Source organism: Caballeronia eucalypticola (assembly GCF_047608185.1).
GTDB lineage: Bacteria > Pseudomonadota > Gammaproteobacteria > Burkholderiales > Burkholderiaceae > Caballeronia.
In genome coordinates, this window is the sequence record NZ_JBLKRU010000005.1 from 143033 (window position 1) to 164844 (window position 21812).

Annotated in this window: 19 protein-coding genes; 13 read left to right on the plus strand and 6 right to left on the minus strand. The window is 60.5% G+C overall.

Features of this window, described 5'->3' with window-relative positions; all coding sequences use genetic code 11:
- Nucleotides 1–451 precede the first annotated feature (451 nt).
- The gene (locus ACMX25_RS08530) at nucleotides 452–3943 is read left to right on the plus strand and encodes an ATP-binding protein (protein WP_414949238.1); all 3492 of its coding nucleotides are present in this window, start codon (nucleotides 452–454) and stop codon (nucleotides 3941–3943) included.
- A 164-nt stretch (nucleotides 3944–4107) separates the two neighbouring features.
- Nucleotides 4108–4623 carry a hypothetical protein gene (locus tag ACMX25_RS08535; RefSeq protein ID WP_414949239.1) on the plus strand — a complete coding sequence of 172 codons (516 nt, stop codon included), beginning with the start codon at nucleotides 4108–4110 and terminating at the stop codon, nucleotides 4621–4623.
- A gap of 17 nt (nucleotides 4624–4640) precedes the next feature.
- Here the strand turns inward: ACMX25_RS08535 and ACMX25_RS08540 are convergent, their stop codons facing one another.
- Both ACMX25_RS08540 and ACMX25_RS08545 read right to left on the minus strand, forming a co-directional pair.
- On the minus strand, nucleotides 4641–4829 hold the full coding sequence (locus ACMX25_RS08540) for a hypothetical protein (RefSeq protein WP_414949240.1): 189 nt from the start codon (nucleotides 4827–4829) through the stop codon (nucleotides 4641–4643).
- A 208-nt stretch (nucleotides 4830–5037) separates the two neighbouring features.
- A complete protein-coding gene (locus tag ACMX25_RS08545) occupies nucleotides 5038–6222 on the minus strand; it encodes a TIGR03364 family FAD-dependent oxidoreductase (protein ID WP_414949387.1) in 1185 nt (394 codons plus the stop codon).
- 87 nt (nucleotides 6223–6309) lie between these two features.
- On the opposite strand from ACMX25_RS08545, the gene ACMX25_RS08550 reads away from it, so the two are divergent.
- Nucleotides 6310–7065: a DeoR/GlpR family DNA-binding transcription regulator gene (locus ACMX25_RS08550; RefSeq protein WP_414949241.1), complete on the plus strand. Its 756-nt coding sequence runs from the start codon at nucleotides 6310–6312 to the stop codon at nucleotides 7063–7065.
- A gap of 32 nt (nucleotides 7066–7097) precedes the next feature.
- On the opposite strand, the gene ACMX25_RS08555 is transcribed toward ACMX25_RS08550, so the two are convergent.
- Entirely contained in the window at nucleotides 7098–8237 is a 1140-nt protein-coding gene (locus tag ACMX25_RS08555; protein WP_414949243.1) for a 2-aminoethylphosphonate--pyruvate transaminase, read from the minus strand.
- A gap of 329 nt (nucleotides 8238–8566) precedes the next feature.
- Here ACMX25_RS08555 and phnS point away from each other — a divergent pair, with 329 nt between their 5' ends.
- The 8 genes from phnS (at nucleotide 8567) to ACMX25_RS08595 (ending at nucleotide 18662) form a co-directional block, all read left to right on the plus strand.
- Nucleotides 8567–9655: a 2-aminoethylphosphonate ABC transporter substrate-binding protein gene (gene phnS / locus ACMX25_RS08560; protein ID WP_414949244.1), complete on the plus strand. Its 1089-nt coding sequence runs from the start codon at nucleotides 8567–8569 to the stop codon at nucleotides 9653–9655.
- 63 nt (nucleotides 9656–9718) lie between these two features.
- Complete coding sequence (phnT, locus tag ACMX25_RS08565) at nucleotides 9719–10807, plus strand: 2-aminoethylphosphonate ABC transport system ATP-binding subunit PhnT (protein WP_414949245.1); 1089 nt, start codon at nucleotides 9719–9721, stop codon at nucleotides 10805–10807.
- Nucleotides 10785–11684 carry a 2-aminoethylphosphonate ABC transporter permease subunit gene (locus ACMX25_RS08570; RefSeq protein WP_414949246.1) on the plus strand — a complete coding sequence of 300 codons (900 nt, stop codon included), beginning with the start codon at nucleotides 10785–10787 and terminating at the stop codon, nucleotides 11682–11684. The genes phnT and ACMX25_RS08570 overlap by 23 nt, the downstream gene beginning before the upstream one ends.
- Nucleotides 11674–12513 (plus strand): 2-aminoethylphosphonate ABC transport system, membrane component PhnV, encoded by an 840-nt coding sequence (gene phnV, locus ACMX25_RS08575; protein WP_414949248.1) that lies wholly within the window; start codon nucleotides 11674–11676, stop codon nucleotides 12511–12513. The genes ACMX25_RS08570 and phnV overlap by 11 nt, the downstream gene beginning before the upstream one ends.
- Nucleotides 12514–12662: 149 nt before the next feature.
- Nucleotides 12663–13931: a phosphonoacetate hydrolase gene (gene phnA, locus ACMX25_RS08580; RefSeq protein ID WP_414949250.1), complete on the plus strand. Its 1269-nt coding sequence runs from the start codon at nucleotides 12663–12665 to the stop codon at nucleotides 13929–13931.
- Nucleotides 13928–15382, plus strand: a complete 1455-nt coding sequence (gene phnY, locus ACMX25_RS08585) for a phosphonoacetaldehyde dehydrogenase (protein WP_414949252.1) — start codon at nucleotides 13928–13930, stop codon at nucleotides 15380–15382. The genes phnA and phnY overlap by 4 nt, the downstream gene beginning before the upstream one ends.
- A gap of 3 nt (nucleotides 15383–15385) precedes the next feature.
- On the plus strand, nucleotides 15386–15949 hold the full coding sequence (locus ACMX25_RS08590; protein WP_414949253.1) for a phosphonate degradation HD-domain oxygenase: 564 nt from the start codon (nucleotides 15386–15388) through the stop codon (nucleotides 15947–15949).
- A gap of 262 nt (nucleotides 15950–16211) precedes the next feature.
- The gene (locus tag ACMX25_RS08595; RefSeq protein ID WP_414949255.1) at nucleotides 16212–18662 is read left to right on the plus strand and encodes a glycogen/starch/alpha-glucan phosphorylase; all 2451 of its coding nucleotides are present in this window, start codon (nucleotides 16212–16214) and stop codon (nucleotides 18660–18662) included.
- 96 nt (nucleotides 18663–18758) lie between these two features.
- Here the strand turns inward: ACMX25_RS08595 and ACMX25_RS08600 are convergent, their stop codons facing one another.
- Together ACMX25_RS08600 and ACMX25_RS08605 are read right to left on the minus strand one after the other, a co-directional pair.
- A complete protein-coding gene (locus ACMX25_RS08600) occupies nucleotides 18759–19088 on the minus strand; it encodes a hypothetical protein (RefSeq protein WP_414949256.1) in 330 nt (109 codons plus the stop codon).
- A gap of 106 nt (nucleotides 19089–19194) precedes the next feature.
- A complete protein-coding gene (locus ACMX25_RS08605; protein ID WP_414949258.1) occupies nucleotides 19195–19623 on the minus strand; it encodes a DUF6232 family protein in 429 nt (142 codons plus the stop codon).
- A gap of 219 nt (nucleotides 19624–19842) precedes the next feature.
- Between ACMX25_RS08605 and ACMX25_RS08610 the strand changes: the two genes are divergently transcribed.
- On the plus strand, nucleotides 19843–20211 hold the full coding sequence (locus ACMX25_RS08610) for a YciI family protein (protein WP_414949259.1): 369 nt from the start codon (nucleotides 19843–19845) through the stop codon (nucleotides 20209–20211).
- A 26-nt stretch (nucleotides 20212–20237) separates the two neighbouring features.
- A complete protein-coding gene (locus ACMX25_RS08615) occupies nucleotides 20238–20630 on the plus strand; it encodes a VOC family protein (protein WP_414949261.1) in 393 nt (130 codons plus the stop codon).
- A 15-nt stretch (nucleotides 20631–20645) separates the two neighbouring features.
- Here the strand turns inward: ACMX25_RS08615 and ACMX25_RS08620 are convergent, their stop codons facing one another.
- Nucleotides 20646–21560 carry a LysR family transcriptional regulator gene (locus ACMX25_RS08620; RefSeq protein WP_414949262.1) on the minus strand — a complete coding sequence of 305 codons (915 nt, stop codon included), beginning with the start codon at nucleotides 21558–21560 and terminating at the stop codon, nucleotides 20646–20648.
- Between the last annotated feature and the right edge of the window lie 252 nt (nucleotides 21561–21812).

Below are 21812 nucleotides of genomic sequence, written 5' to 3' on the forward strand. Positions count from 1 at the left end.
TGTCGAGTTCGTTCCAGGACCAATGAGGTCATGCTGAACAATCTCAACAATGAAGTGTAGGTAAGTAAGTGTTGATGCATTAGCTGTGTATCTGTCGAAATAGTTTTGTGTGTCTTGCAATAATGAATCGATAAATGCACTGCAGCGGTGCGAATGCTGACAAATTAACCGCACGGTTAATGACCAGGCTTACGGTTTTGTCAGCGACTCAACGCTAGCAATCACCAGCGTGAACGTTAGCCTGATCGCTAGCTTGTCAACGTGACTGTTTCATTTAGGCAGACTGATCGTTTCAAATCGCCAATTGGCGTGGTTGCTGGTATTTGCGACACTGGCGCTCCTTTCAAGAACGCGTCTAGCGTCGTGCGCAGGCAATCACGTTATGAGTTGGCTAAGGACACACGCAAGAACACACGCAAGGACTCACGTCGCGACACGTAGCATCACTGCGTTGCATCAGATAATCGTCTTCGCGTGCCCGCTGGCACTGTCCATTGCAGTCAATGCCGCAACGCCCAGGCCGTTTATCGTGGGCGCGGTTCCGGGCGCGTTGCCGCCAATGGAAATGAACGATCCAGATGATTCCGCTTTGCGCGTTCGCGGTGTCTCTGCCGATTTCGCGCAACGCGTGGCCATTGCGTTGCAAAGGCCGCTTGAATGGCGGACCTTTCCTGACCGTCCCGCCATGATGGACGCGCTGCGCCATCATCGGATCGATGCCGCGACCAGTGCGACCGGCAATGACGCAGGACCGGCGCTGCGTTATAGCCGGCCTTATGTTGTGACCAAGCAAGTCTTCGTTGAACGGCGCATCGAGGGCCGTCGTACAGGACGTGTTGCTTATGTCGAGCAGCAAACGTCGGCGCAACGGCTACGCGATGCTTATCCCGCGCTGCGCGCCGTGGGCTATCGCGACACGCTGAGTGCGCTGCTGGCTGTGTCACTCGGCGACGCGGACGCGTTTGTGGGAGACCTCGCCACGACGGGTTACACGATCGATCATCTGGACCTGGTGAGCCTCACCATCCCGGGCTTTGCCGCATTCGACGAAGCCGGCTACAGCTTCGCCTTCGCCGCCGACTCCGCCGGTGACTTGCAGCGTCAACGTGTGGATGCGGCGCTCGCCGCGCTGCCGCCGCGCTTTCTGCTGGAGGTGCGGGCGCGGTGGTCTGCCGCCGCCGCGGTGACGTTCAACCGGCCACTTATGTTGAGCGATGCGCAACGAGCGTGGATCACCGCGCATCCGGTGATCGACTACTCCATGTATGCAGACGCTGCGCCCATGACATTCCGCGATGCAAGCGGTAAGCCCGCGGGTCTGGCGGTCGATATGCTTGGCGCCATTGGCGCGCTCACGGGCCTTAACTTCGAAGGCCGCCTGCGCAGTTCGACAGAGCGTGTGACCGATGACCTGAGCGATGGCCGCGCGAGCCTGATCGCCTACGGGCTGAGCGCCGGCGACATTCCGCCGCAGTTCGCGCCCAGCAAACCGTATGGCGAAGGCGTGCTTGTGATCCTGACGCGCACGGGAGCGGAGCCGCTGCGCGACGCGCATGCGCTGGCGGGCAAACGCGTTGCGCTGTGGCGTAATCATGCGCTCATGAGCATGTTGCGCGAGCGCATGCCTTCGGTGCGTATTGTCGAGACATCGCCGATCAATGGCCAGTTCGACGCCGTGGTGAACGGCCAGGCCGATGCCACCATCATCGACCTGACCTTCGCCAACTATGCAGTCGGCAATCCGTATCGCAACAAGCTCGTCATCACGGGCGCGTTTTCGGATCAGCATGTGCAGCACGGTTTTCTCATCGCGCGTGATCAGCCGATGCTGCTGGAAATCATGAACCGCGCGATCGAACACATGCAGCCGACAGAGCTCGACGCGATCCGCCGCCGCTGGATGCTGGTCGAGCACCCGGATAGCCAGTGGGAGCGGCGGCGTCCGCAAGTCATTTTTGGGGCGCTGCTGGGGGCGGCGCTGCTGGCATTGCTGATCGGCTGGGGCGTGTCGTTGAAAGCGCAGATCGCACGCCGGCGTGCGGCCGAACAGGCGATGCGCGCGGCCAAGGAAGAAGCCGAAACCGCGAACCGCGCGAAGTCGATCTTCCTCGCTGCCATGAGCCACGAAATCCGCACGCCGATGAACGCCGTGCTCGGACTTCTCGAACTCGAATTGCGCAGCCCGGGGGACCGCGCATCGACGCAGCGGGCGCTCGGGACGGCACATCAGGCGGCGCATGACCTGCTTGGAATGATCGACGATATTCTCGACATGGCGAAGATCGAAGCAGAGCGTCTGGTGTTGACGTCGGCGCCGCTGGAATTTGCTGAGTGGGTGAAAGGCGTGGCGGCGATCTATGAGCCGGCGGCGCGCAGCAAAGGCGTCGCGCTCGTGGTGCGCGCGCGTGGCCGTCAGGAGCACGAGCACGTTTGGGTGATGGCCGACGCGCTGCGCCTGCGGCAGGTGCTGGGCAACCTGTTGTCGAATGCGATCAAGTTTACGGATGCGGGACACGTGACGCTCGAGTATGCGATCGGGGCCGTGAAGCAAGGCAATGCTGGCGCGCATCGCGAACTCTTAATGGCGGTCTCCGACACCGGCATCGGTATCGCGGCGGATCAGCAAGCGTTGCTGTTCGCGCCCTTCGCGCAGGCGCGACAAGAGCGGCCCGGCCGTTTTGGCGGCACCGGTTTGGGCCTCACCATCTGCCGCCGCTTGATGACCATGATGGGTGGCACGATCCGATTGTCCAGCAAGCCTGGACAGGGAAGCCGCTTTACCGCGCGGGTACGGTTTCCTGTAGCCCGCCCGCCGTTGAACACGGCAGCGCCAGCACTCACGCTTGCTCTCGATACACATGACTTGCTCGGTCTGCATGTACTCGTTGTCGACGATCATCCCGCCAATCGCATCCTGCTGGCGAGCCAGTTGAAAACGCTTGGCTGCGTGATTGAAACCGCGAATGACGGTGTAGATGCTTTTGCGCGCTGGGAGCGGCGGCGGCAGGAGAGCACTTCGTTCGACTTGATCCTGACCGATTGTTCGATGCCCACGATGAGCGGCGAGGATCTCGCGCGCGCAATTCGTGAGCGTGAACTCGAGCGTGAACCGATGCCAACGTTGACGCGTAGGAACGCCAGGCCAAAGCCGACACCCATCATCGGCGTGACCGCGAATGCTCAACCCGAGGCGGTTACTCAAGCGCTCGACGCCGGCATGACGTTGTGCCTCGTCAAGCCTCTTGGGCTCGACGCGCTGGGCCGCGCGCTGGTGCTTGCCATGCACGATGAGCGAGAGTCGAAGGCCGCGGCGCCGAGCAGAGCCTTCTTCGATCGCGTTGTGGGTGCATCACCCATGCATGTGTCGACCGCATCGATTGGTTCTGCGAGATCCCTCGCGCCAGGCCATGTTCATTCCGATACCTATGGCCCCACTCAAAACTTCCCGGCGAACAGAGCGGTCTGCAGGGCCGTTTCAGCCGCATACAGCATGTCCCTTTCCTCTCCGGGGCAACTAGACACCACATCCGATAACGCCTCGGACACAGCGTCTGAACCGGCTCAACCGGCAGTTGCTGAACCAGACTCGGCTCCTCCGTCCACGGCCCCGCGTTTCGACGCAGACCAGGTCAACGGCTTCGGTGATCAAGCCGCTGCCCTGATCGATGCAATGCTGTCGGCGAACCGCCAGGATCTGGAGGAAGCGGGCAGGGCGTTCGCATCGGGCGATTTCCATCGTCTGCTCGAACTGGCGCATCGGATGAAGGGAGCGGCGTTCGTGATCGGCGCCACGTCTTTCTCCGACGCCTGCCTGAGCCTGCAGCGTGCATGCGCGCTCAAGCCAGGACAAGGCTACGACACCGCGGCAATCCGCGCGGCCTATGCGCATTTCGTCGATGAAGCAATCGCGCTCAAGACGGCGCTCGAGCAGCACACTGCCTAAGCACGCAGATAGCCGCCTAGCCATCGACTGGCGTCGACCGCACGGGTCATTCCACCGCCGTGATTAATGACGATTCCGTTCCGGGAACGCGCATGTGTTTTAATTAGCCCCTCCTCTCGCTCCGACATATGGCCGTCGCGTCTCCGGCGCGGCCCGATCGCCGAATGAATAGAAGGTTTTCTCCGCATCATCGTTACCGCCGCCATGGTCGCCGGCGCGTTGCCACTGTCTGGTTCCTGCTCGCGCTGTCCGCCGGCGGTATGCCGGCGCACGCGCAAAAAGCCGAGCTGCTTGATCCGCGCGTGACCCAGACGACCATTGTGGACACGATCTGCCGTCCCGGTTATGCCGACGATGTCTTGCCGCCCTTCGACACCCTGCAGCACCAGAAGGAACAACTGCTGACTCAGCGCCATGTGGACCCGAAGACTGCATCGGACTACGCGCTCGATCACCGCATGCCGATCCTGCTTGGCGGTTCGCCGACCGCCGCCGCGAACCTCGACATCCGCCGCTGGGACGGGCGTGCCGGGCAACGCCGCAAGGAGCGGCTGGCGGTGTTTCTGAAGCGCTGCGTGTGTACGGGCGATATGCCGCTGGCAGCGGCACAGGCGGCCATGTCGGGCGACTGGCCGAACCGTTTCCGCAACTTGTCGAGCCCTACTTGTAATGGGTCGTGAGAACGCCGGGACCCAAGTCACTCCATGGTGAAGGTGTCTAGCGGTTCGTTGGCTTGCGTATCGATTGCGAAACGTCTCGCAAGCTGGTCGTGGAGACGGCGGGCTTCGTCGAGTGTCAGGTCGATCCAGTAGGGGTCTCCCGCCCCGTCATTCAACCGCTCGGGCGGAAACTGAATCTCCAGGACAATGCCTTTCTTGTAGCTCATCGTTGAACACCCAGCGCAGTCGCATAAAAGAACAGGCGTCGATGTTACCGGGCGCGAGCGCCCTCATTGCCATGCAGCGAGGAAACAGACTCTTGCCGCTGGTTAAATGACGTGGCTTAGGGGTAGGGAAGCCCCCAAGGGAAGCCCCAAGGGAAGCCCCTTGATGCCGGGGCCTCGCACCGCCCGGACACGTCTCTGCGACAAGTTGTCACGCCGTGGGCAGCGCCGCCCCGTCGATCAAATGACTGACGACGCGCTCACCCAGCGCCGGTCCGACGCTCATGCCCACGCCGCTATGCATGAACACACCGGTCACATTGGGCGCGGCGCGCAGAACAGAAAACGGTGCGTCCGACATCCCGGTGCGCGCGCCATATACGCCTTGCCACCGCTCGACGACCCGCAGCGTGCCGCCGAGCGTGTCCTCGGCCAGACCGAGCAGGATGTCATCGATAGCCTGCGCATTGAAGGGCGACGGATCATCGCCATAATCGTGTGAATCGCCGACGATCAGGTCGCCTCGAGGCGTCGGACTCGCCAGCAGATGGATACCGTGCTCAAGCAACTCGGGTGCGCGCGTTGCCACTTCAGCCTGCAGCGCGGCGGCTTCGGGAAGGTCCGAGAACGCACCGTAATGCAGGCAGCTCAGTCCGGTCAGCACCGCGTGATCGAGGGTGAAAGGTGTGGTTGGCCGTACGCGCAGCATCTGCAAACGGCACACGCGCGGCTCAAGCCCGGCGATTTGCGGCGCGAGCAACGACAAATAGTCGTGTCCCGCGCAAACCACCACGTGCTCCGCGCGCCACTGACCCGCTGTCGTCTCGATCCGCCCGCCATCTACATCCTGCACGAGCGTCCCGAAGCGAAAATCCACGTTGAACACAAGCCGCAAGTAACTGATTAACGCAGGCACCGCTTCGCGCGAAAACACCTGCAAATCAGCGTGCCCATGGAGTGCCGCGCGATGTTTCTGGAAGCGGCCATCGTAGAGATCATCGAGCGCGGCGCGGGAAAGCAACGCGGCGTCGTAACCCGCTTCTTTGGCACGGGTTGCGGCGAACGCTTCCATAAGCTGCACTTCGGCCGCGCTGCGCGCAAACATGAGCGAGCCCGAACGCCGGACATGCAACGCCGCACCGGCCGCCCAGTCGAGCCATATTTTCCGCGATGCCTGCGCAAGCGCATGCATTGCGCCCGGCGGCTGGCCGGTCACCAGCACCATGCCAAAATTTCTGATCGACGCACCAACCGGCGTGCCGCTGCGCTCGAATACGGTGACGCGCAAGCCGCGTTTGGCGAACGCATACGCATGCGCCAGCCCGAGAATGCCCGCGCCGACAATCGCGACATCGGTATGAAGGGGAGTGAGTGTTGTTGTCATGGTCATCCGTATGACGGCCCTTCGCGTACTACAATACGCGCGGTCCCGTGGTTATTCCTTTGCTTGTTCATTCATTGCCGGCATGCCCGGCCGCACTCGATGCTCGCCGAACAACGTCATCAATACATCCTGTCGGAGCTGTCGAAAAACGGCGCGTTGTCGGTCGCCGAACTCGTGCGTGCGCTCGACGTGTCGCGGGAGACCATCCGCCGCGACCTCAACGCACTCGCCGAACGCGGCCTGATCGCGACCACCCACGGCGGCGCGCTGTCCAATGACCGTCGCGAGCCCGACCTCGATGTGCGCGAAGCGGCGAACGCCGCCGCGAAGCGTGCGATCGGCGAGCGGGCTGCCCAACTCGTCCCCGACGGCGCGTCGGTGATCATCGACTCGGGCAGCACGACGCAAGCTGTCGCGCGTGCACTGGGTGACCGGCACCGCTTGGTGGTCTATACCAACGACTGGCGCATCGCGCTGCTGCTCGGTCGCCGCAACGACAACAAGGTCACGCTGTTCGGCGGTGAGCTCTCCGACCATGAGGACGCGGTATTCGGGCTCGACACCGTGCAGCAACTCTCGCAGTACCACGTGGATTTTGCGTTTGTCGGCGCGGGCGCGATCACGCCGGAAGGCTTCCTGACCGACTACTCGCGCCTGGCCGCCGAAGTACGCAGCCGCATGATTTTGGCGGCGAGCGCAGCGGCTATCGTTGCGGACAACTCGAAGTTCGGCAACGTCACGCCCGTGCGTATCCGCGACTTCGAGAAGGCGCGTTATGTGATCACGGAAGTCGCGCCCGATAAAGCCATGCGCCGCGCCATCGCCGCGCGCGGGCCGGAATTGATGATCGCCTGAAAGCCGGCACTGTGCGTGTTCGCGCGGTGAAGTCACGCTGGCGTCAGGTCCGTCATGCCCACTTTCAGCGCGTCGAGCGCCCGCCCGATTGCCGCGACCGCGTTGTACATTTCGTTCGCATCAATAGCCCCGATGCACCCCACGCGGAACGTCTCCACCTCCGTCAGCTTGCCGGGATAAAGCACATAACCCGCATCGCGGACGGCTTCATAAAAGCGCTTGAAATCGTAGGACGGATCGCGCGGCGCATGGAACGTGACGATCACGGGCGCTTGCACCGCGGCGTCCAGGAACGGCTTGAAACCGAGCGACGCCATGCCGTCGATCAACGCGGCGCAATTGCGTTTATACCGCGCGCCGCGAGCCGGCTGACCGCCTTCGTCGATGAACTGATCGAGCGCCGCGCGCAACGCGGCGACTACATGCGTTGGCGGCGTAAAGCGCCATTGCGTGGTCTTCAGCATGTACGCGTATTGATCGTGGAGATCGAGCGCAAGAGACCGCGAAATGCCCGCCGACGCTTCCAGCAACGCGCGCCGTACGATCACGAAACCCATCCCCGGAACGCCTTCGAGACACTTGCCGCTGGCGGAAATCACGGCGTCGATTCCCCCCTTCGATACATCGATAGGCAATGCGCCGAACGAACTCATTGCGTCGACGATCAGGCTCTTGCCATGTTGCTTGCACAACGCCGCGATCTCATCGAGCGGGTTCAGCAAGCCCGCGCTCGTTTCCAGATGCACCTGCGCCACATGCGTGATGCGCGGCTCGCGGCGAAATGCTTCCTCGATCCGCGCGACGCTGGCCGGTTCGTCATCGCGAAACTTCAACTCGATCGACGCCAACCCCAGCCGCTCCAGTATTTTCAGTAAGCGCGTGCAGTATGCGCCGTTGTTTGGCACGAGCACCACGGCGTCGCGCGGCACGAGCGAACCGAGCGCGGCTTCCACCGAAAATGTGCCGCTGCCTTGCATGGGGACGCACACGAAATCTTTTTGACCGGACACGATGGCAAGCAGGTCGCGGCAGATATCGCTTGTCATCCGGTTGAAAGCTGCGTCCCAGGAACCCCAGTCGCGCAGCATCGCCTGGCGGGTGGCAGGCGATGTAGTCAGTGGGCCGGGGGTCAGTAAAATCGGGTCGCTTCCGTTGATCACGGTTTCCTCCATTCATAGCTTCAGGCACCGCTTCGACGGCTTGGTCGACTTCGGTCGACGCTTAAGTCTCCTGCGGCAGGTCTGAAATAGTCTACGTCGGAATTTTGGCGAAATGTGGTCTTTGTTGGAAAAATGTGGCATCGTCACGTCGCTGTCATGAAGTTCTGTGATCCTTCGTTCGGGTTGCCGGCGGACTGAAATCCTGGAACGCTGCACCAATGAATCATCGGACGCATCGGACGAAAGAAGAGTCGAGCCGATGTTTAGAAAAACGTGCAAGAAAACGTGCATCTAACCTCACGCCATCTGGTCGTATCCGCCTTCCCGGAGAAACAAGCACCATGACAAAAAATCGCTTCCCCGCATCCCGTTTTGCAAAGCGCGTGTTGCCGGCACTCGCCGTTGCCGCTTTCGCGAGCGTTGTGACCGTGCCGGCTTTCGCCGCCGATGCAGTCGTGCTGTACAGCGCCGACGGCCTGGAAAACTTGTACAAGGACGTATTGCCGGCCTTTGAAAAGAAGGAAGGCGTGAAGGTCAACATCGTGATCGCGGGTAGCGGGGAAGTCGTGAATCGTGCGACGGTGGAAAAGGATTCGCCGAAAGCGGACGTGCTCGTCACGTTGCCGCCGTTCATCCAGCAGGCGTCGCAAGCCGGCTTGCTGCAGCCCTACCAGAGCGTCAACTACGCGAACGTGCCGGCGATCGCGAAAGCGCCGGACGGCGCCTGGGCGACCTTCGTGAACAACTATTTCTCGTTCGCGATCAACCCGGAAATCACGAAGACCGCGCCGAAGACCTTTGCTGATCTGCTGCATCCCGACTTCAGCGGCAAGATTGCGTATTCGAATCCGGCCACCGCGGGTGACGGCATGGCCGTGATCATCCTGACGAGCGCACTGATGGGCGAAGACAAAGCGTTCGACTACCTGAAGAATCTGGAAAAGAGCGCAAAATTCCACACCAAGGGCACGGGTTATCTCGACGTCCTGCTCTCGCGCAATGAGATCGCATTCGCCAACGGCGACTTGCAGATGGACCTGGACGACTCGACCAACGGCGGCCTCTCGCTCAAGCCGGTCTTCCTGTCGGCCAAGCCGGGCGACGCACCGACGACGTTCCAGTTGCCCTACGCAATCGGCCTGATCAAGGGCGGCCCGAACCAGGCTGAAGGCAAGAAGCTGGTGGACTACCTGATGTCGAAGGAAGTGCAGGCGAAGGTACCGGATATCTACGGTATTCCGGGCCGTACCGACGTGCCGCTGGCAGGCAAGAATGGCGAAACGGTCAAGCAGGCGATCGCGGGCGTGAAGCTGATTCCGGTGGACTGGAACCAGGTGATGGAGAAGAAGGCCGCATGGACGACGCGCTGGAAAAACGACGTGATCGGCAACTCGGACAAACAGCTCGAAGTCGTCAAGCCGAAGTCTTAAGCCGTTGCTAATTTAGACCTTCGGGCTCGTCCTGTTTCCACCAGCCTTTCAAGGATGCGAACCGTGAACACTTTGACGCTGGCTCCGGCCGCTCGCGAAGTTCCCGCCGTGGATTCAAATCAGCACGCGCACGGCGGCGTGCGTATCGACCGCTTGAGCGTGCGCTTCGGCACGCGCACGGTGCTCGACGATCTGTCGCTGACTATCGAGCGCGGGGAATTGCTCACCGTGCTCGGCCGTAGCGGCTGCGGCAAGACCACGTTGCTGCGGTTTATAGCAGGCTTTATTGAAGCGGACGGGCTCGCGGGAACGCTGACGGTGGCGGGGCGGGACCTCACGCACGTGCCGCCGTTCAAGCGCAATCTCGGCTTGCTGTTCCAGAGTTACGCGCTGTTTCCGCATTTGTCGGTGTACGACAATGTCGCGTTCGGTTTGCGGGCGCGGCGCTTGAAAGCCGGTGAGATCGCACGGCGGGTAGCCGATGCACTCAAACTCGTGCAACTCGGCGACGCTGGGCATGTGATGCCCGCGCAGCTGTCGGGCGGCATGCAGCAGCGCGTTGCGTTGGCGCGCGCGCTGGTGATCGAGCCGGATGTGCTGCTGCTGGACGAGCCGCTATCCGCACTTGATGCCAACCTGCGCGCCTCCGTACGTACCGAACTCAAGGCGTTGCATGAGCGTTTGCCGAACCTGACTATTGTCTGCGTGACGCACGATCAGGACGACGCGCTGGTGCTTTCCGACCGCACATTGCTGATGCGCGATGGCCGCATTGCGCAACTCGGCACGCCGCGCGAACTCTACGACAACCCGAAGGACGCGTTCGTCGCGCGCTATCTTGGCGCGGCGAATTTGTTGCCGCCATCGATCATGTTTCCCATCGGCGATGCCCGTCACGACGATCGCGAGCATGTAGCGTGCGTGCGCCCCGAGTGCCTCAAGATCGTGCCGCTCGGCGATGCTCAACTGCATGGCACCATCGCTTCAGTGGAGTGGTACGGCGCGGCGTTGTCGGTATCGGTGATGCTAGACGCGCTGCCCGATCAACCCGTGCTGGTCACCATGCAGCGTGCCCACGGCCCGATGCCCGTGAAGGGCGCGCGCGTTTCCCTACGCCACGAGGTTGACGATGTCGTCCTTATCAGTGAGTGAACACGTAGTCGACGACGTTGCGCATACCGCGGCCAAGCGGCGTCGCGAACGCCTGGCACAGTGGCATTTGTGGTTCATTCTCGTGGTCGTACTCGGCCCGCTGGTCATCTATCCGCTGCTGCAACTCCTGATCCTCAGCGTGAGCGGTGCGCATGGCATGAGCTTTCATGCCTACACCGCGTTCTTCAGCAATCCTGAGACTAGCGGGGTGATTGGCACAACGCTGGGCATTCTCTTTGCCAGCGCGACACTCGCTTCATTGCTCGGCGTGCTGCTCGCGGCCATGCTGTTTTTCAAGCCATTCCCGGGCGCGAAACTGGTCACGCGGTTCCTCGAATTATTCGTCGCGTTCCCGTCGTTCCTGGTGGCGTTCACGCTGATCTTTTTGTATGGCTCGCAGGGGTCGGTGAGCATCGGCTTGCAGCGGCTTTTCAACACGCAGGACCCGCCGCTCAACTTCTTGTTCGGTATTGGCGGCGTGATTCTCGCGGAGGTCGTGTTCTACGCGCCGTTCGTCGTGCGGCCCACGCTGGCGTCGTTCGCGACGCTCGACATGCGCTTGATCGAAGCCGCCAAGAGCCTTGGCGCGAACGGCTGGATGGTTGCGTTCAAGGTAATCCTGCCGCTCGCGTGGCCCGGTATTGCCGCAGGCACAATCCTCTGTTTTCTGCTGACGCTCAACGAATTCGGCATTCTGCTGGTGCTCGGCAGCGCACATCTGATTACCTTGCCAATGGCCATTTATAGCTCGGCTACGGTCGATCTCGACTTGCCGACGGCCGCCGCCGGCGCGGTCGTGATGCTTGCGATGTCACTCTCGTTGTACGCGCTGTATAGACGGGTCAATCGACGCACGGGAGGCCGCAATGGCAACTGAATTTACGCTGCCCGCAAGCACGTCGAAGCCGTATTCGCTGAAGCGGATCGGCGGGTGGATATTCACGGTTTTTGCCGCACTGCTCTGCTTCTGGTTGTTCGTGCTGCCGGTGATCGTGGTGGCGCTGTCCAGCGTGGCGTCGCACTGGTCGGGAACCATCTTCCCCGATGGTTTCAGCATGCGCTGGTTCGAACGTTTGGGCGGAAGTGATCTCGATGCGTTGACCACGAGCCTCGAAGTCGGCTTCGGCGTCGCAGTGTTGGGTACGGTGCTCGGCCTGTGGCTGGCGCTTGCGCTGGAAGGCCGTGACCGCCGCGGCGTGGGCGCGTGGGTCGACACCATCGCGATGATGCCCAATGGCGTGCCGAGCGTCGTGCTCGGCCTTGCCGTGTTGATTGCGTATCACAAGAAACCGCTGGATATATCGGGGTCGGCGGCAATCGTCGTGCTTGTGCAGCTCGCGCTTGTGCTGCCGTTTTGTTATCGATGCGCGGCCGCCGCGCTGCGCCCCGAACTGACCATCTTGCGAGAAGCCGCTGCAAGCCTCGGCGCGCCGCCTTCAATGGTCCTCTCGCGCGTTGTCCTGCCGCAGCTTGTCCCCGCGATCCGCGCGAGCCTTGCGTTGGGATTCGCGTTGTCGCTCGGCGAACTGGGCGCGACGCTGACCGTTTATCCGCCGGGTTTCGCCACCGTGCCGATCGTGGTGGTCGGGCAGGTGAATCGCGGTTATTACTTGCCGGCATCGGCACTTTCGCTGATCTTGCTGGCCGTTTCACTCGCGGCATTGCTGCTGATCGCGGCAAAAGTGCCACGGCGGCGGATGGCCTGATCCAGGCCGGTCCCGCTGAAAGTCCCATTTTTCGGGACTTTTTTATGTCGAAAAATGTGGCAAATATTGGCGTTGTGCATCAAAATATGGAATCGCGTTTTAACCGCAACGGTTAGAAGAATCGCTGGTTCATCACGGGAAGGAACCTCATGTCCACGTCCACCGAAATGCTTATGGAAGTTAATGGCCGCGCTTATGGGCCGGCGCGCGCGCTGACCGTGGTCGTCTGCGTCGACGGCTGCGAATACGATTACCTGGAAGCGGCGGTTGCAGCGGGTGTCGCGCCGTTTATCGGCACCATGCTGCGGGGCGGGTCGGCCTTTCGCGCCGACTGCGTGATTCCATCGTTCACCAACCCGAATAACTTGTCGATCGTGACGGGTGTTCCGCCTTCCGTGCATGGCATTTGCGGCAACTATTTCTTCGATCCGCAAGCGAACGGCGGCAAGGGCGGCGAAGTGATGATGAACGACCCGGCGTATCTTCGCGCCGGTACGATCCTCGCGGCCGCGGCGCAACGCGGCGATAAGGTCGCGGTGATCACGGCGAAGGACAAACTGCGCCGGTTGCTTGGCTGGCAACTCGACGGCATCTGTTTCTCGGCGGAGAAAGCGGACGCGGTGACGCTCGCGGAGAACGGCATCGAAAACGTGCTTGAGCTGGTCGGCAAGCCGGTGCCGGACGTCTATAGCGCCGATCTTTCGGAGTTCGTTTTTGCGGCCGGCGTACGGCTTGCCGAAACCCGCAAGATTGACCTCATGTACCTGTCGACCACGGACTACGTGCAGCATAAATGCGCGCCCGGCACGGACGGCGCGAACGCGTTCTACGCAATGATGGACGGCTACCTCGCGCGCCTCAACGAACTCGGCGCGGTGATCGGGCTGACCGCAGACCACGGCATGAACGCTAAACACGACGTCACGACCGGCGAGCCGAACGTGGTGTATCTGCAAGACTGGCTCGACGAAACGCTGGACGCACCGAACGCGCGCGTGATCCTGCCGATTACCGATCCCTACGTAGTCCACCACGGAGCGCTTGGTTCGTTCGCAACTATCTACCTGCCAGGTTCCGTCGATGCAAAAGCGTTAGCAGCGCGCATTGCCGAACTGCCGGGCGTGGATACCGTGCTCGACAACAAGGCCGCGTGCGAGCGCTTCGAATTGCCGAATGATCGCGTGGGAGATCTGGTCGTCGTGAGCGGCCGCAACACGGTCCTCGGCACCCGGCGCGCGGAGCACGACCTGTCAGGATTGACCGTACCGTTGCGCTCGCATGGCGGCGTGTCCGAGCAGGAAGTACCCTTGTTGTTCAATCGTCCAACCGATGGTTTCGAGGCGAAGCGTGACGGGAAGCGTCTGCGCAACTTCGATGTCTTCAGCATCGCGTTGAATCATCTGGAGCTTGCATCATGAGCGCCGTTCTTGCGGTTGAGCAACATGCGCTACGGGTCGAAACGCTGCGCCTGAAGGGCGAGCGTGCGGCGCGTGCTCGCACTATCGATGTTCTCGATCCGTACACGAATACACGCATAGGCACCGTGCCAATGGCGAGCGTCGACGACGTGCGCGACGCATTCGAGTACGCCGCGAATTACCGCTCCACGCTGACGCGCTATGAACGCTCGCAGATTCTCGAACGCGCTGCTGCGTTGCTGCGTGAGCGCACGGAAGAGGCGTCGGATCTTATTTCACTTGAATCGGGTTTGTCGAAACAGGACTCGCGTTATGAAATTGGCCGCGTGGCCGACGTGTTCAAATTCGCCGCGATGGAAGCGTTGCGCGACGATGGCCAAAGTTTTTCCTGCGACCTGACCCCGCACGGCAAGGCCCGCCGCGTGTTTTCGCAACGTGAACCGCTGGCCGGTGTGATCGTCGCGATCACACCCTTTAATCATCCGATGAATCAAGTCGCGCATAAGCTTGCGCCGGCTATTGCGACGAATAATAGGGTGATCCTGAAGCCATCGGAGAAGGTGCCGTTATCGGCTTATTACCTCGCCGATATTTTGGCCGAAGCCGGTTTGCCCGCACCCATGCTGCAGGTTTTAACGGGCGACCCGCGCGAGATCGCTGAAGAACTCGTCACCAACCGCTATGCCGACCTCGTCACTTTTACCGGCGGCGTAGCGATTGGCAAGGCGATTGCGGCGAAGGCGGGGTACAGGCGCGTGGTCCTGGAACTCGGCGGCAATGATCCGCTGATCGTGCTGGACGACGCCGACCTGGAACGTGCAGCAACGCTTGCCGTGCAGGGCTCGTACAAGAACTCCGGACAACGCTGCACGGCGGTCAAGCGCATGCTGGTGCAGAAGAGCGTGGCCGCCCGGTTCACTGAACTCGTGGTGGAAAAAACGCTTGAGTGGACTTACGGCGATCCCTTCGATCCCGCCAACCAGATGGGCACGGTGATCGACGAAACCGCGGCCAGGTCATTCGAAGCACGTGTGAACGAAGCGGTATCGAATGGAGCGCGATTGCTCTGCGGCAATCACCGCCACGGCGCGCTGTATTCGCCCACGGTGCTTGATCGCGTCGATCCATCGATGACGCTGGTGCGTGAGGAAACCTTCGGGCCGGTGTCGCCGATCATCGAATTCGATACCATCGATGACGCCATCCGCATCAGCAACGGCACCGCGTTCGGGTTGTCGTCCGGCGTGTGTACGGACCGCGCGGACCTGATCACGCGCTTTGTGAACGAACTGCGCGTGGGCACTGTCAACGTGTGGGAAGTGCCGGGTTACCGGATCGAGTTGACGCCGTTCGGCGGTATCAAGGACTCGGGTCTCGGTTACAAGGAAGGCGTTCAGGAAGCGATGAAAAGCTTCACGAACCTCAAGACTTTTTCTTTGCCCTGGGCTTGAATCATGGCGCTTACGCTCACTGATATCCGGCATCTCTTCGACACTTACGGCGCCATTGCTTATAGCGGTGAACCGGTCACGCAACTCCAGCACGCACTGCAGACGGCGGCGCTGGCCGAGGAAGCGGGCGCAGACGAAACGCTCGTTGGCGCGGCATTCTTGCACGACCTGGGACACTTGCTGAACCTCCAGGGGGAGACGCCAAGCGAGCGGGGCATTGACGACTTGCACCAGTATTTCGCGCTGCCCTTCCTGCGGCCGTTGTTCGGTAATGCCGTGCTCGAACCGATCCGCCTGCACGTGGACGCAAAACGCTGTTTATGTGCAATTGATGACGAATATTTTTCGACCTTATCCGCCGATTCAGTCCGTAGCCTGAAATTGCAGGGAGGCATTTTCAGCCGGGAAGAATCGGATGATTTCATGCGCAAACCCTTCGCGCAGGAAGCACTTTCATTGCGCCGCTGGGATGATCTTGCAAAGAGTCCCGAGCGCGTTACGCCCTCGCTCGATCACTATATTCAGCTAATCGAAAGGCTGGCTGACAGCCACAACGCCGCGTCATAAAGGCGCGTTCAAATGGGGAAATGATCAGGAAACCAAAATAATTTAACAATTCTGTTTCAAGATCAGCTCAACTGCTTCCGATGACGGAAATGCGACAAAGGACGGACTGCCGGCGGATGTCGTGCCAGTTCCACGGCCCCCGCGGCCAATACCCAAAAAAATAAAAATAGCGTAACCTGCCTGTTCACCCGGCCCCGTCCCGCTTGACAGAACGCGGCTCGTACCTAGCGCGTTGTCCAGCAATGCATTTCTGGAGAGTTCGATGACATCCGTCGACCTGGAATTCGAACAGCTGAACAGCACCGTCGATGCGCTCAGGCGCTCCATTTCCAACCGCCTCATGTACGGCGTCGGCAAAGATGCCGTCACCGCGCAGCCACGCGACTGGCTTCATGCCGCCGAACTGGCGGTCCGCGACCGGCTAGTGGCGCGCTGGATGAAAACCACGCGCCAGCAATACGAGCAAGACGTCAAACGCGTTTATTACCTGTCGATGGAGTTCCTGATCGGCAGGACGTTTACCAATGCATTATTAGCGCTGGGCATTCACGACGAAGTCCGTGAAGCCCTTGCCGGCCTTGGCATAGACCTGAATACGCTAGAGAACCTGGAACCCGATGCCGCGCTCGGCAACGGCGGCCTGGGCCGCCTGGCCGCGTGTTTTCTCGACTCCATGGCGACCGTCGGCATTCCCGGTTTTGGCTATGGCATCCGTTACGAATACGGCATGTTCCGGCAGACCATCGTTGACGGCAATCAGGTCGAAACGCCCGATTACTGGCTGCGCGCCGGCAATCCTTGGGAGTTCCCGCGCCCCGAAGTGAACTATGTGATTCATTTTGGCGGACGTACGGTCCGTCATGATGACCGGACCGAATGGATCGATACGGAACACGTGAACGCCATGGCGTACGACACGGTGATCCCCGGTTTTGCCACGACCGCGACCAATACGCTGCGGCTCTGGTCGGCGCGGGCGACCGATGAATTCGACCTGTCCGCGTTCAACCAGGGCGATTATCGCCGGTCGGTGGAAGCGAAGAACACCTCGGAACACGTATCGCGCCTGCTGTATCCGGACGACTCCACGCAGGCCGGCCGCGAGCTGCGTTTGCGCCAGGAATACTTCTTCGTATCCGCGACGATGCAGGACCTGATCCGCCGCTATCAACGCACGCATACGCATTTTGGGCGGCTGGCGGAGAAGGTGGCGGTGCACCTGAACGACACCCATCCGGTGCTGGCCATCCCCGAGCTGATGCGCTTGCTGGTCGATACGCATCACGTGCCGTGGGACAAGGCATGGAAGCTGATTCAGCAAATGTTCTCGTACACGAACCACACCTTGATGCCCGAGGCGCTGGAAACGTGGGACGTGGAAATGCTGTCGCGGCTGTTGCCGCGCCACCTCGAGATCATCTTTGATATCAACGCCGATTTTCTCAAGCAAGTGGGCGAAAAGTTTGGACGCGACGTCGACCTGATCCGCCGCATTTCGCTGGTGGACGAATACGGTCAGCGGCGTGTACGCATGGCGCATCTTGCGATTGTTGCGAGCCACACGGTGAACGGCGTGTCGAAGCTGCATTCGCAGTTGATGACGCAGAATATTTTTGCCGATTTCGCGCGCATGTACCCCGAGCGTTTCACGAACGTGACGAACGGTATTACACCGCGCCGGTGGTTGTCGCAGGCGAGCCCGAAGCTGTCGTCGTTGATCGATGAACGGCTTGGACCGCGGTGGCGGACTGACTTGTTCGAGTTGGCCCGGCTGCGCGAATGGCGCGACGACCCTGAATTTACCAAAGCCTTTCATGACGCGAAGTTCGCGAGCAAGGTCCGGCTTGCCGCACGAGCGAAGCTTGAGACAGGGGCGATCATCGACCCGAATGCGTTGTTCGATTTGCAGGTCAAGCGCATTCACGAATACAAGCGTCAGTTGCTGAACATTTTGCATGTGATCGTGCGCTACAACCGGATTCGCGAGGAGCCGGAGAAGGCGTGGACGCCGCGCGTGGTGATGTTTGCCGGCAAGGCGGCATCGGCCTACAAGATGGCCAAGACGATCATCAAGCTGATTAACGACGTGGCGGAGAAGGTCAACAACGATCCGTTGATTGGTGACCGGTTGAAGGTCGGTTTCATTCCGAACTATGGCGTGAGCGTGGCCGAACTGATTATTCCGGCAGCGGATTTATCGCAGCAGATTTCGATGGCGGGGACCGAAGCGTCGGGCACGGGCAACATGAAACTCGCGTTGAACGGGGCACTGACCATTGGCACGCTGGATGGCGCGAACATCGAGATTTGCGATGCCGTCGGGCGCGAGAACATGTTTATCTTTGGGCACTCAACCGAAGAGATTGATGCGTTGCGGGCGACCGGATACAGGCCGCGTCATATCTACGAAGAGAATCCTGAACTCAAGCTGGCGCTTGACCAAATCCGGCTTGGGCACTTTTCGCCGGACCAGCCGCATCGCTTCTATGACATCTTTCATACGCTGGTGGATTGGGGCGACCATTACATGGTGCTGGCGGACTTCGAGAGTTTCGACAAAGCCCAGGCAGACGTCGATGCGAAATTTCTCGATAAGGAAGCGTGGACGCGCAGTGCAATTGAAAACGTCGCGGGGATGGGGATTTTTTCGTCAGACCGGACGATTGCGGAATATGCCAAGCATATTTGGCACGTTGAGCCTTTGATCGTTTAACGTTTAACGTTTGATGTTTTAGCTCGCGCCGGTGGACGGGTTTTGAGGTCCATCGGTGCGAGTAGATCAAACCAAAAACTAAAACTAAAACCGACATTAGCGACGCAGTGTGAACGTCGTCGCGTGGCCCAAGGTTGCCTGCTCAAACCGGGACGTCACCACGCCAATCACATCGCTTAACGTCCGCGACGGCACTTCAACGTGCAACGTGACGCATTCATGCCGGCGATCTGTTGCTACCACCTGCATACGCGCTTCGCCGCCCAACGCCTTCTGCAAAACGCGCCGCGGCCCGCTGGAGTCAAGCCCCGGCAGGATGAGATCAAACGCAATAACCGTCTGGAGCTTACGCGTGGCCCGTACGAACGGCTTGGGCACAGGAACAGCAGATGAACGGACCGGGGAAGCAACGCTTGCCTGAAGCATCGGATGGTGCACCGTCTCGCGACGGGCGGTGGTTAGAACACGACCACTTTAGCGAGCCGCGCATTAACAATAGGCATGGATCGCGGCGGTCCGTGTAAAGAAAGTATTAATTCGACTCGGGCGCAGATGAGGGCCCCGGCGTGGTTGTGGAAGCAGGCGCTGCCGGAATTCCTTCGCGCACGAGCTGCGCCACGCGCTGCGCGAACTCTTCGTCCTTCGTCGTGAAGACCTCACGCTCGCCTGCCGGCGTAGTGACGTACATCCTGTAGATCACGTCCTGCGTGATCCACGACAAATATCCCACTACCGCGATCATCACGCCCAGCAGCAACGCCGGTCCTGAACCGAGAATTCCTCCCGTTACCGCCACGATCAAACCAATGACACCCAGTGCGATCGGCAAGGGCTTCTGCTTTGGCACCATGACCACCGTCGCGCCGCGCAAATCACGCAACGGAAAGAGCTGGCCCGCCGCGCTCAGGCCGGCGCGGGCAAACGTAATACCTCGTTCGTTGAAAGGGAGATCCTGTTGCATGGTTCGAAGTCTTGTCGGCGGAAAGAAAGGCGCAGATTAACAGACGCGCCCAACCCCGGCATCCCGCCGATCGTCGCACGAGATCTCACACGGTCGCAAAGGCGGCAAGCACCGCCGTCCCGTCCGTTACATTTCGAAACTTTTTTCACCGCGTTTTCTGTCGATTTCGGCTTTGCTCGCGCGTCTAGCAGGTGAAGCCAACCCAAACCGGAGAGACCGATGAAATTCCTGTGCTTCATTTTCTTCGACGAACACGTGCTCGACGATCTGTCGAAACGGCAGTACGACGCACTAGTCGACGAATCCCTGGCATACGACGAACGCCTGCGAGAGAGCGGCCATTTCATCGCGGCGCAGGCGCTGCAATCCGCGAAGGAAGCGGTCACGTTGCGGGTTCGCGGTGAGCATGTTTCGATCACGGACGGTCCATTCGCCGAAACGAAGGAGCAGGTGGGCGGCTTTCTTCTTATCGAGGCACGCGACATGAATGACGCCATGCGCGTGGCTTCCGGCTTTCCCGGCGCACGGCTGGGCGGCGTGGAAGTGCGTGCGGTGAAGGAGTTGCGCGCGTCGTGGTCGGACGCATGAGTTGCACAATCTTAAAGGAGCAAACAATGGCAACGCTATTGAAAGACAGTCACGCTTTTAGCGGCTTTGCGGTGAAGGATCTTGCCGAAGCAAAGGCGTTTTACAGCGATACGCTGGCCCTCAAGGTGACGAGCGAGCCCATGGGCATTCTCAAGCTGCATCTCGCGGGCGGTAACCATGTACTTGTCTATCCCAAGGCCGATTACGTGCCGGCAACCTACACCGTGTTGAACTTCCCGGTCGATAGCGTGGAGCAGGCAGTCGATACGCTGAGCGCACGCGGCGTGAATTTCGAACACTACGACATGCCAGGTCTCAAGACCGATGCCAAGGGGATTTGCCGAGGCTCGGAAGGCCCGGTAATTGCCTGGTTCAAGGACCCGGCCGGCAATATTTTTTCGGTGCTTGAAGATCGATAGAAGTACCAGCTACGTTCACGCTTCCATCGTCGACTCGCTGGACACCAGCCGCAATTCGTCGGCAATGATGGCTATCAGCGCTTCCGCCGCCGCACTTAGCGGACGTCGCGGATGACTGATCCGCACGATATGACGCACGATCCGCGGCGCAAGAATGGGATACACGCGCAGCGTTCCCAGCCGCACCGCGCGCTCGACCACGATGCGCGGCAGGATAGTCGCGAAGCGCGTGCTTTCCACCAGCTTGACGATCGTGCTCAGCACGTCGATCTCGAAGCGCGGCGCGAGCAGCACGTCTTCGTGCTGCGCGGCGGTATCCAGTACGCCGCGCAAGCCATGACGTTTCGTGGGTAACACCAGTTCAAGATCAGGAAGCTGCGCAAGCTCGATGACATGCGGCAAGTCAGGGCCATGCACGGCGCTGGTGACGAGCACCATCTCTTCATCGAGCAAGGGCTGCGAGTCGAGCGACAGCCGCGAGCGAGGTTTGTTGATGAGCGCAGCGTCGAGTTGGCCGCCCGACACCCAGTCGATAAACGTCGCGCTGTAACCGTCTGCCACGGTGACTTCCACATGCGGATAACGAGCGTGAAATCGCGACAATGAATCCGCCAGCACGCTTTCCGTCACCGACGCAATCAAGCCGATCGATACATGCCCCGTCACCACTTCGTCGCGCTGCACCAGTTGCTGTCGCGCGTGTGCGAGATCCCGCATGATCGGCAGAAAGAGGCGGTACATCAGCCGTCCCGCTGCGGTTGGCGCCATGCCATGCGCGCCGCGTTCAAAGAGCTGCTGATGCAGTTCGTCCTCCAGCTTGGCGATCTGCATGCTCAACGCGGGCTGCACGATGTTCAGCCGCTTGGCGGCCCGCGTGACGGAGCCGTCCTCGAACAAGGCGATGAAATACTGAATCTGCTTCAGGTCCATGTAGGTCGCCTCAAAAAGAACAGGTCCGAAGTGCGGGCTATCAATAAGTCTAATACAGCAACCGCTATTTATCAGACGCCGCCCCGCAGGGTACCGCGCCCAAGCCCCATGCTATTGATATTCCACTAACAAAAGACTTTCATTGGGGCAAACACGGATATCACGGAGACTGATCGAAAACATCAAAAAACAGTATTAGAAGTTATGTCGCGTTGTCGTTACGCTTGATTTCAGAAACTAAGGAGACGCGAT

What these genes read in the sequence shown, in the direction of transcription:
- ACMX25_RS08535 (WP_414949239.1), top strand. Translation starts at nt 4,108, where the DNA reads ATGAATAGAAGGTTTTCTCCGCATCATCGTTACCGCCGCCATGGTCGC.
- ACMX25_RS08540 (WP_414949240.1), bottom strand. Translation starts at nt 4,829, where the DNA reads ATGAGCTACAAGAAAGGCATTGTCCTGGAGATTCAGTTTCCGCCCGAG.
- ACMX25_RS08550 (WP_414949241.1), top strand. Translation starts at nt 6,310, where the DNA reads ATGCTCGCCGAACAACGTCATCAATACATCCTGTCGGAGCTGTCGAAA.
- ACMX25_RS08555 (WP_414949243.1), bottom strand. Translation starts at nt 8,237, where the DNA reads ATGGAGGAAACCGTGATCAACGGAAGCGACCCGATTTTACTGACCCCC.
- phnS (WP_414949244.1), top strand. Translation starts at nt 8,567, where the DNA reads ATGACAAAAAATCGCTTCCCCGCATCCCGTTTTGCAAAGCGCGTGTTG.
- ACMX25_RS08570 (WP_414949246.1), top strand. Translation starts at nt 10,785, where the DNA reads ATGTCGTCCTTATCAGTGAGTGAACACGTAGTCGACGACGTTGCGCAT.
- phnV (WP_414949248.1), top strand. Translation starts at nt 11,674, where the DNA reads ATGGCAACTGAATTTACGCTGCCCGCAAGCACGTCGAAGCCGTATTCG.
- phnA (WP_414949250.1), top strand. Translation starts at nt 12,663, where the DNA reads ATGTCCACGTCCACCGAAATGCTTATGGAAGTTAATGGCCGCGCTTAT.
- phnY (WP_414949252.1), top strand. Translation starts at nt 13,928, where the DNA reads ATGAGCGCCGTTCTTGCGGTTGAGCAACATGCGCTACGGGTCGAAACG.
- ACMX25_RS08590 (WP_414949253.1), top strand. Translation starts at nt 15,386, where the DNA reads ATGGCGCTTACGCTCACTGATATCCGGCATCTCTTCGACACTTACGGC.
- ACMX25_RS08595 (WP_414949255.1), top strand. Translation starts at nt 16,212, where the DNA reads ATGACATCCGTCGACCTGGAATTCGAACAGCTGAACAGCACCGTCGAT.
- ACMX25_RS08600 (WP_414949256.1), bottom strand. Translation starts at nt 19,088, where the DNA reads ATGCTTCAGGCAAGCGTTGCTTCCCCGGTCCGTTCATCTGCTGTTCCT.
- ACMX25_RS08605 (WP_414949258.1), bottom strand. Translation starts at nt 19,623, where the DNA reads ATGCAACAGGATCTCCCTTTCAACGAACGAGGTATTACGTTTGCCCGC.
- ACMX25_RS08610 (WP_414949259.1), top strand. Translation starts at nt 19,843, where the DNA reads ATGAAATTCCTGTGCTTCATTTTCTTCGACGAACACGTGCTCGACGAT.
- ACMX25_RS08615 (WP_414949261.1), top strand. Translation starts at nt 20,238, where the DNA reads ATGGCAACGCTATTGAAAGACAGTCACGCTTTTAGCGGCTTTGCGGTG.
- ACMX25_RS08620 (WP_414949262.1), bottom strand. Translation starts at nt 21,560, where the DNA reads ATGGACCTGAAGCAGATTCAGTATTTCATCGCCTTGTTCGAGGACGGC.